General features: G+C 43.4%; 5 protein-coding genes and 1 riboswitch. Of the genes, 2 read left to right on the top strand and 3 right to left on the bottom strand.

The features are described 5' to 3' along the window. Window positions 1-519: 519 nt before the first annotated feature. Complete coding sequence (locus tag QMA41_RS24570; RefSeq protein WP_029235943.1) at window positions 520-960, top strand: RNA-binding protein; 441 nt, start codon at window positions 520-522, stop codon at window positions 958-960. Here QMA41_RS24570 and murI read toward each other — a convergent pair. Genes murI through QMA41_RS24555 form a run of 3 tightly spaced genes read right to left on the bottom strand, consistent with a single transcriptional unit; the run spans window position 926 to window position 4,428 of the window. Continuing rightward, window positions 926-1,717, bottom strand: coding sequence for a glutamate racemase (murI, locus tag QMA41_RS24565; protein WP_281630817.1), 792 nt, complete (start codon window positions 1,715-1,717; stop codon window positions 926-928). The genes QMA41_RS24570 and murI overlap by 35 nt on opposite strands. A gap of 45 nt (window positions 1,718-1,762) precedes the next feature. Continuing rightward, window positions 1,763-2,434 carry an adenine nucleotide alpha hydrolase gene (locus QMA41_RS24560; protein ID WP_281630816.1) on the bottom strand — a complete coding sequence of 224 codons (672 nt, stop codon included), beginning with the start codon at window positions 2,432-2,434 and terminating at the stop codon, window positions 1,763-1,765. Between the two features lie 50 nt (window positions 2,435-2,484). Further along, the gene (locus tag QMA41_RS24555; protein ID WP_281630815.1) at window positions 2,485-4,428 is read right to left on the bottom strand and encodes a TonB-dependent receptor; all 1,944 of its coding nucleotides are present in this window, start codon (window positions 4,426-4,428) and stop codon (window positions 2,485-2,487) included. Between the two features lie 53 nt (window positions 4,429-4,481). Next, window positions 4,482-4,685: riboswitch (cobalamin riboswitch) on the bottom strand. A 189-nt stretch (window positions 4,686-4,874) separates the two neighbouring features. On the opposite strand from QMA41_RS24555, the gene trmA reads away from it, so the two are divergent. Next, window positions 4,875-5,984 (top strand): tRNA (uridine(54)-C5)-methyltransferase TrmA, encoded by a 1,110-nt coding sequence (trmA, locus tag QMA41_RS24550; RefSeq protein WP_281630814.1) that lies wholly within the window; start codon window positions 4,875-4,877, stop codon window positions 5,982-5,984. Window positions 5,985-6,000 lie beyond the last annotated feature (16 nt).

Here is a 6,000-nt window from a genome sequence, read left to right as displayed (position 1 = left end):
AAGTAATGTTTGAATTGACTGTGCTGAATCCGAAGATTCAATGGTCACTTCGTTTCATTGAAACCTAATTTGAAACCGAAGTTTCTAATTGGATTATCATCAACGAGTGCCCACACAGATTGATAGGTTTATATTGTTAAAGAGCTTTTCTAACTTCCGTTGCGCTTTAGCGCCTCGTCGTTAGGGGTGCGTATCTTACGCTTCCCATTTTAAGAGTCAAGCGTTTTATTTAACTTTCTTTCCTCTTTCAATTCCGATTTCGGTTTGTGACTTTCGTCTCACTCCGTGTCGGTGAGGCGGCATTATAGGGAGCTCAGAAAGGATGACAAGTGTTTTTTTGAATTTATTTTTCGTTCGGTTAAAAACAAATCAAAACGCCAGAAATAGAATAAAATTTCAACATTTGAGTCACGTCACATCAATAGGTTGGAAAAACAACAACCATATACGTAAGATCCGTGTGTCTATTTTGTTAATACCTAGACACTTTTTTCTTAAACTACGAAGTTGTATTCAAATATGAGTTCTAATAAATCGACCTTAATGATTCTCGCCTTAGCGGTTTTAGGTGGAATCATCTTTTCGCAGGTTGCTATTTCTCCTGCGCTCAGCTTTGTTATCGGTGTTTTTGCTTCTGCTTTTGTTTTTAAATTTTCAAACACCACAACTGAGCCAGCAACCGTTAATGAACCCGCGACCAAGACCCTTTATGTCGGCAACCTTCCTTACAAAGCAAATGAATCCCATGTGAAGGAATTGTTTGCCAAGCATGGTGAAGTTTTTGCCGTCCGCCTGATGAAAGATAAACGCACAGGTAAAAGACGAGGATTTGGTTTTGTTGTCATGGCAGCAACGGATGCTGCTGGTGCTATAGAAGGACTAAATGAAAAGGATTATATGCAGCGTACATTAAAGGTACGTATCGCTAATGATCCAAAATCTCAAGCTGAACAGGACTAAAGCCTAAGTTTTGTAATGCTCTATTCAACGCTCCTTCTGCATAAGGGGGAGCCGTTGAAAAAATTTCCCTCAGACCTTTTCCTTCTTTCTTGTCCTCAAGGTTCAACAATTCTTGTACTCGACGCGCAATCGCCTCACCAGAGTCCACCAGCACAACCTGCTCACTCAGCACCGACTGAATTTCTTCTTTAATGAGAGGGAAGTGTGTGCACCCTAATACGGCAACATCGACTTTACCTATCATGGGAGATAGTACTGCCGTTAGCTCTTGAGTTGAGACAGGGGTACCACGAAGTTTTTCTTCTGCCATGTCGACCAGTCGAGTAGAGCCTAACAGCTCAACGGGTTTACTTTGCGAGAAGTCGCGAATCAATTCCTGCGTGTACTGACGTGTCACCGTCGCCGGTGTTGCTATCAGTCCGACCGCTTTATTCGCTAAATTAGATGCTGGTTTAATCGCAGGTACGACGCCGACAACCGGAATGGAGAGCAAAGTTCTCAATGAAGGTAATACAATGGTGCTTGCGGTATTACATGCAATCACAACCAAATCCACTTGGTGATCAGCGACATACTGCGAAACCAATGCTTCCACTCGAGAAACTAACGTTTCATGATCCAACTCACCGTAGGGATAGGCGGCGTTATCAAACAGGTATATATAATCAAGTTGAGGGAGCTTTTTTTCTATCTCTTGGAAAACAGAAAGCCCACCGACCCCAGAGTCAAAAATTAGTACTTTTGATTGTAGTGACACTTGATATACCCACACATTTCGATGTGGCAATCATACTCACACAAATCAGTTTGGCAATATCTTCGCTTGGTAACGTTGATGAGAGAAACGCTCTCCGATGTCAAGGGTGGTTAAACTCAACTCAATCTTGCCTTTATAGCTACGAGTTTGCGTGACTAGCGTATGAAACTCACCGTCTTCACCGCATGGGTCTACAACACTCGGTAGTGAATCAATGAATGCTCGGTCATACCATCGCCCGCAATACGCAGGGTCAAGTGCCTGGCCATCCGTTGTCACAACTAAGGTTTTAATACCTCGCTCTAAGATTTCATTCGCAAGGTCTTGGCTGTTTTGTCCAATGAGTGGAAAAACACACTCCCAACCAGCGGGTTCAATATAGCTACGGCGATAGGCTTCGATACCATTGCAGAACATATCACCAAAAGCCACGGCCTGAATATCGAGATCGCTGCTCTTTAGTGCATCAATGATGGTCGACTGATAGATGTCATTTGGTGGAAATGTTTCCGGCATTTCGATTTTTATTAGAGGTAATCCAAGTAAGACCGCTTGCATGTCGAGCACTTCAACAGGAGTCGCTTGGAATGGGACTTCATCTTTTACGTAAGTGGTGTAAAGACCAACAACATTGTAGTGTTCACTATCGACTAGCCTTTCTAAAGTGAGGGTCGAATCCTTTCCGCTCGACCAACTGATAATGACGTTCTTTTTCATTGTTACTGCCTATAGATAAGAAAAAACCGCCCAAAGGCGGTTTCAAGATATTAGAATTGATAAGAGCCCGTAATCATTACTTTACGACCATCACCAGGGTAATATGCACCATAGTTATTCGCATTAGCAGGATACTTTTCATCAAATGCATTATCTAAGCGTAAGCTAGCTGACCAAACATCTTGTGTGTAATTAATAGCGATATTATTTAGCCAATATGCCGATAGCTTTTCTACACTGTTTGAGGTGTCACCATCCTTATATCTCGTACCCGTATAAACACCTTCAACGTAGAATTGCCAATTATAATTGACATCATAGGTGACATACGCCCTACCACTGTGAGGCGAAACCCAAGGTAGCTCCTTTCCTTTATTGTCACCACTTGAGAACTCGGCGTTAATGAAACTGTACTCAATACCTAGGAGCACACTTTCAGTGACATAGTAGTCACCGCTAACATTTATACCATTTCGCTCAGATTCATCCGCATTGACATTGGCGCCAGCAAAGCTCCCCCCTATAGGTGTTGGTGCACTACTATCAAAAACGATTTCATCTTCAAGTTGCAAGTTGTAAACATCAATCTTTACACTGTAGTCATCTTCTGTGAGTCCCCAACCTGCCTCTATAGAATTACCAGTTTGTGGCTTCAAACCTAACACACCTGGAGATGTGTATGCTTGCTCATCAATCTTAGCAAATCTAAAATTAGTTTCCCCTCGTAGGTAAAGCCTCTGAGTCTCGCTAATTTTGAAATTCAAACCTAACTCATAAGCATCTTGGCTTTCTGAAAGTTTTTCAGTATTCGGATAAACTGCACCATCGAAAAGTTTGTCTTCAACTGAACTATAACGTGCTCCCGTCGTTAAAGATAATCTAGGTACTAGAGGATAACTGACTTGCCCATAAGCACTGTAGGTAAGCTGTTCGTTAGCCCTATTGGTAGAGGAAGATTTATAGGAGTGGTCACGATCAGCCGCTTCTAACCCAATCAGAACATTTCCTTGACCAGACTGATTGGAAAATTGATTTTCAACCTTAACTGAGCCTACTAATTGTTTACTTGAGCTTGTTGTTGAACTCCCCCACGCAGAGCCTGATCCCGACGTATTGTCATAGATAACATCAGTCCCAAACAACCAAGTGTCTGTTAAGCTTCGCTTATACCCAGCACGAAGCGCTTTCGTTATCTCATGAGAATAGTCGGTTTGATTTGATGGATTAACTTGAGTTGGGTCTTGTTCATATTGCTCTTCGGTTAACGAACCAGCATATTCTCTATTATTGTCATAGTAACTTGCTTCTGCAAAAAACTCCGTCTTATCTAGTTCATAGCCGATACGTCCTAACAAAGACCCGGTTTCACGCTTGTTATGGTCTCTATAGTTATCGGTATTATCTTGGCTAGCACTAACGAAAAGCGACCACTGTTCATCAAGTTTTCTTGAGACATTCACACTACCAGCATAAGAATCAAAACTACCCGCACTCACTGACACACTACCACCGTCCTCAGAAGCACCTTTTGTAATGATGTTGATTACACCACCTACAGCTTGGTCACCGTACAACACACCAGCACTGCCGGACAAAACTTCAATCCTCTCAATTTGAGAAATTAATATAGAGCTTACTTGAGGAGCTGACAGGTCTTGTTTATTCAAGCGACGACCGTCAACCAAAATCAAAGTATTGTTGGCAGCTTGACCTCCAGTGAAGCCTCTAATCGCAAATGCAGGGCCACTGTTGGTATCAGAGATTTGAATGCCAGCTCGAGCACGCAACAAGGTATCTAGGCTTTTAGCTCCACTTGCAGCGATATCTTCTGAACTGATAATAGTTACATTAGCTGGTATATCTTCAATTGAATTATTGAAATCACTTCGAGCTAAAACCACCATAGTCTCATCAGCTGAGGCTTCTTGGGCGTATGAAAGGGAGGCGTGAGGAAGTAGCGATGCCACTGCTATCGCCAGAATAGAACGGTTCATTTTTATAATCCTAAATCGCGTAAATCCTACCGAGCTTGGAGCACTTGCTTCCAGTGATTGGCTCAGCTGCTGGCAGGTATTCGGACTTAAGAGCTCAGTTTGCACCACCTACTAACTCGACTTCCCACATAGTCCTCTATGCAGTGTCTGTTGAGTGTTCGTTCTCTTTTACCGCTGCGCGTCAGTTCTGGATTCACACCAGATTCCCTTTTCAGCCATCTATACTGCTAGATAGCACCAGCTAGGCGCAAATGTTATTCAGCTATCATTCCTTTGTCCAGCCAATATTGTGCTTTTATATAACCAGCCGCTTTATCACTAATGCCTGATAACGGGTTTACACACTATATTGATCACAGGAGAGTGACAAAGCTGGACATGTCGCAGATATTGAATAAAATCTGCGCTCCTAAAACAAACGCACTCAGCACTTGAAGGTAATAAACATGGCGACTCTTGAAGTAAATCCACAGCGCTACCAAGAACAACTGGCGGAAAAGGTCGAACGTATTAATGAGATGTTTGCTCCGTACCACGTTCCAGAACTGGAAGTGTTTGAGTCTCCAGAGCAACATTATCGTATGCGCGCTGAGTTCCGTGTTTGGCATGAAGGGGATGACCTTTACTACATCATGTTCAATCAGGAAACGCGTGAAAAATACCGTGTTGACCAGTTCCCTGCGGCGAGCCGTTTGATCAACGATCTAATGCCATTGCTGATTGATGCAATGAAAGACAACGACTCTCTACGTCGTAAACTGTTCCAAGTGGATTTTCTATCAACACTGAGCGGTGAGATTCTGGTGTCTCTGCTATACCACCGTCAATTGGACGATGAGTGGACGAAGAACGCAAAAGCGCTCAAGCAACGTCTGAACGATGAAGGATTCAACCTGAACCTGATCGGTCGTGCACGTAAAATGAAGATTGTTCTCGATCGCGACTACGTGATTGAAAAGCTCGACGTCAATGGCAAACCGTACGTTTACCAACAAGTCGAGAATAGCTTTACGCAGCCTAACGGCAAAGTAGCTGAAAAAATGCTGGAGTGGGCAATCGACTGTACCAACGAAAGCCAAGGCGATTTGCTGGAGCTTTACTGTGGTAACGGTAACTTCTCACTGGCACTCGCGCAGAACTTTAACCGAGTACTGGCAACCGAACTGGCAAAACCGTCCGTTGAGTCTGCGCAGTACAATATTGCGGCCAATAACATTGATAACGTTCAGATCCTACGCCTATCCGCGGAAGAGTTTACTCAGGCTATTGAAGGCAAACGTGAATTCCGCCGCTTAAAAGACGCGGGCGTCGATTTGAAGAGTTACAACTGCAACACGATTTTTGTCGATCCTCCTCGCTCAGGCATGGATATCGATACATGTAAGATGGTGCAGGGCTATGAACGTATCCTTTACATCTCCTGTAACCCAGAGACGCTCAAGGACAACCTTGATGTATTAAGCGAAACACACAACATCACGCGTTTTGCTCTGTTTGATCAGTTCCCTTATACCCACCATATGGAAGCGGGTGTCCTACTGGAACGCAAAGCATAGCTTGATAAGAGAACAC

Source organism: Vibrio sp. St2, assembly GCF_947311885.1.
GTDB lineage: Bacteria > Pseudomonadota > Gammaproteobacteria > Enterobacterales > Vibrionaceae > Vibrio > Vibrio coralliilyticus.
This window is presented reverse-complemented; position numbering and strand designations above follow the sequence as displayed.

Bases quoted from the DNA above. Each gene is read 5' to 3' on its own strand.
- QMA41_RS24570 (WP_029235943.1), top strand. From the start codon at position 520: ATGAGTTCTAATAAATCGACCTTAATGATTCTCGCCTTAGCGGTTTTA.
- QMA41_RS24560 (WP_281630816.1), bottom strand. From the start codon at position 2,434: ATGAAAAAGAACGTCATTATCAGTTGGTCGAGCGGAAAGGATTCGACC.
- QMA41_RS24555 (WP_281630815.1), bottom strand. From the start codon at position 4,428: ATGAACCGTTCTATTCTGGCGATAGCAGTGGCATCGCTACTTCCTCAC.
- trmA (WP_281630814.1), top strand. From the start codon at position 4,875: ATGGCGACTCTTGAAGTAAATCCACAGCGCTACCAAGAACAACTGGCG.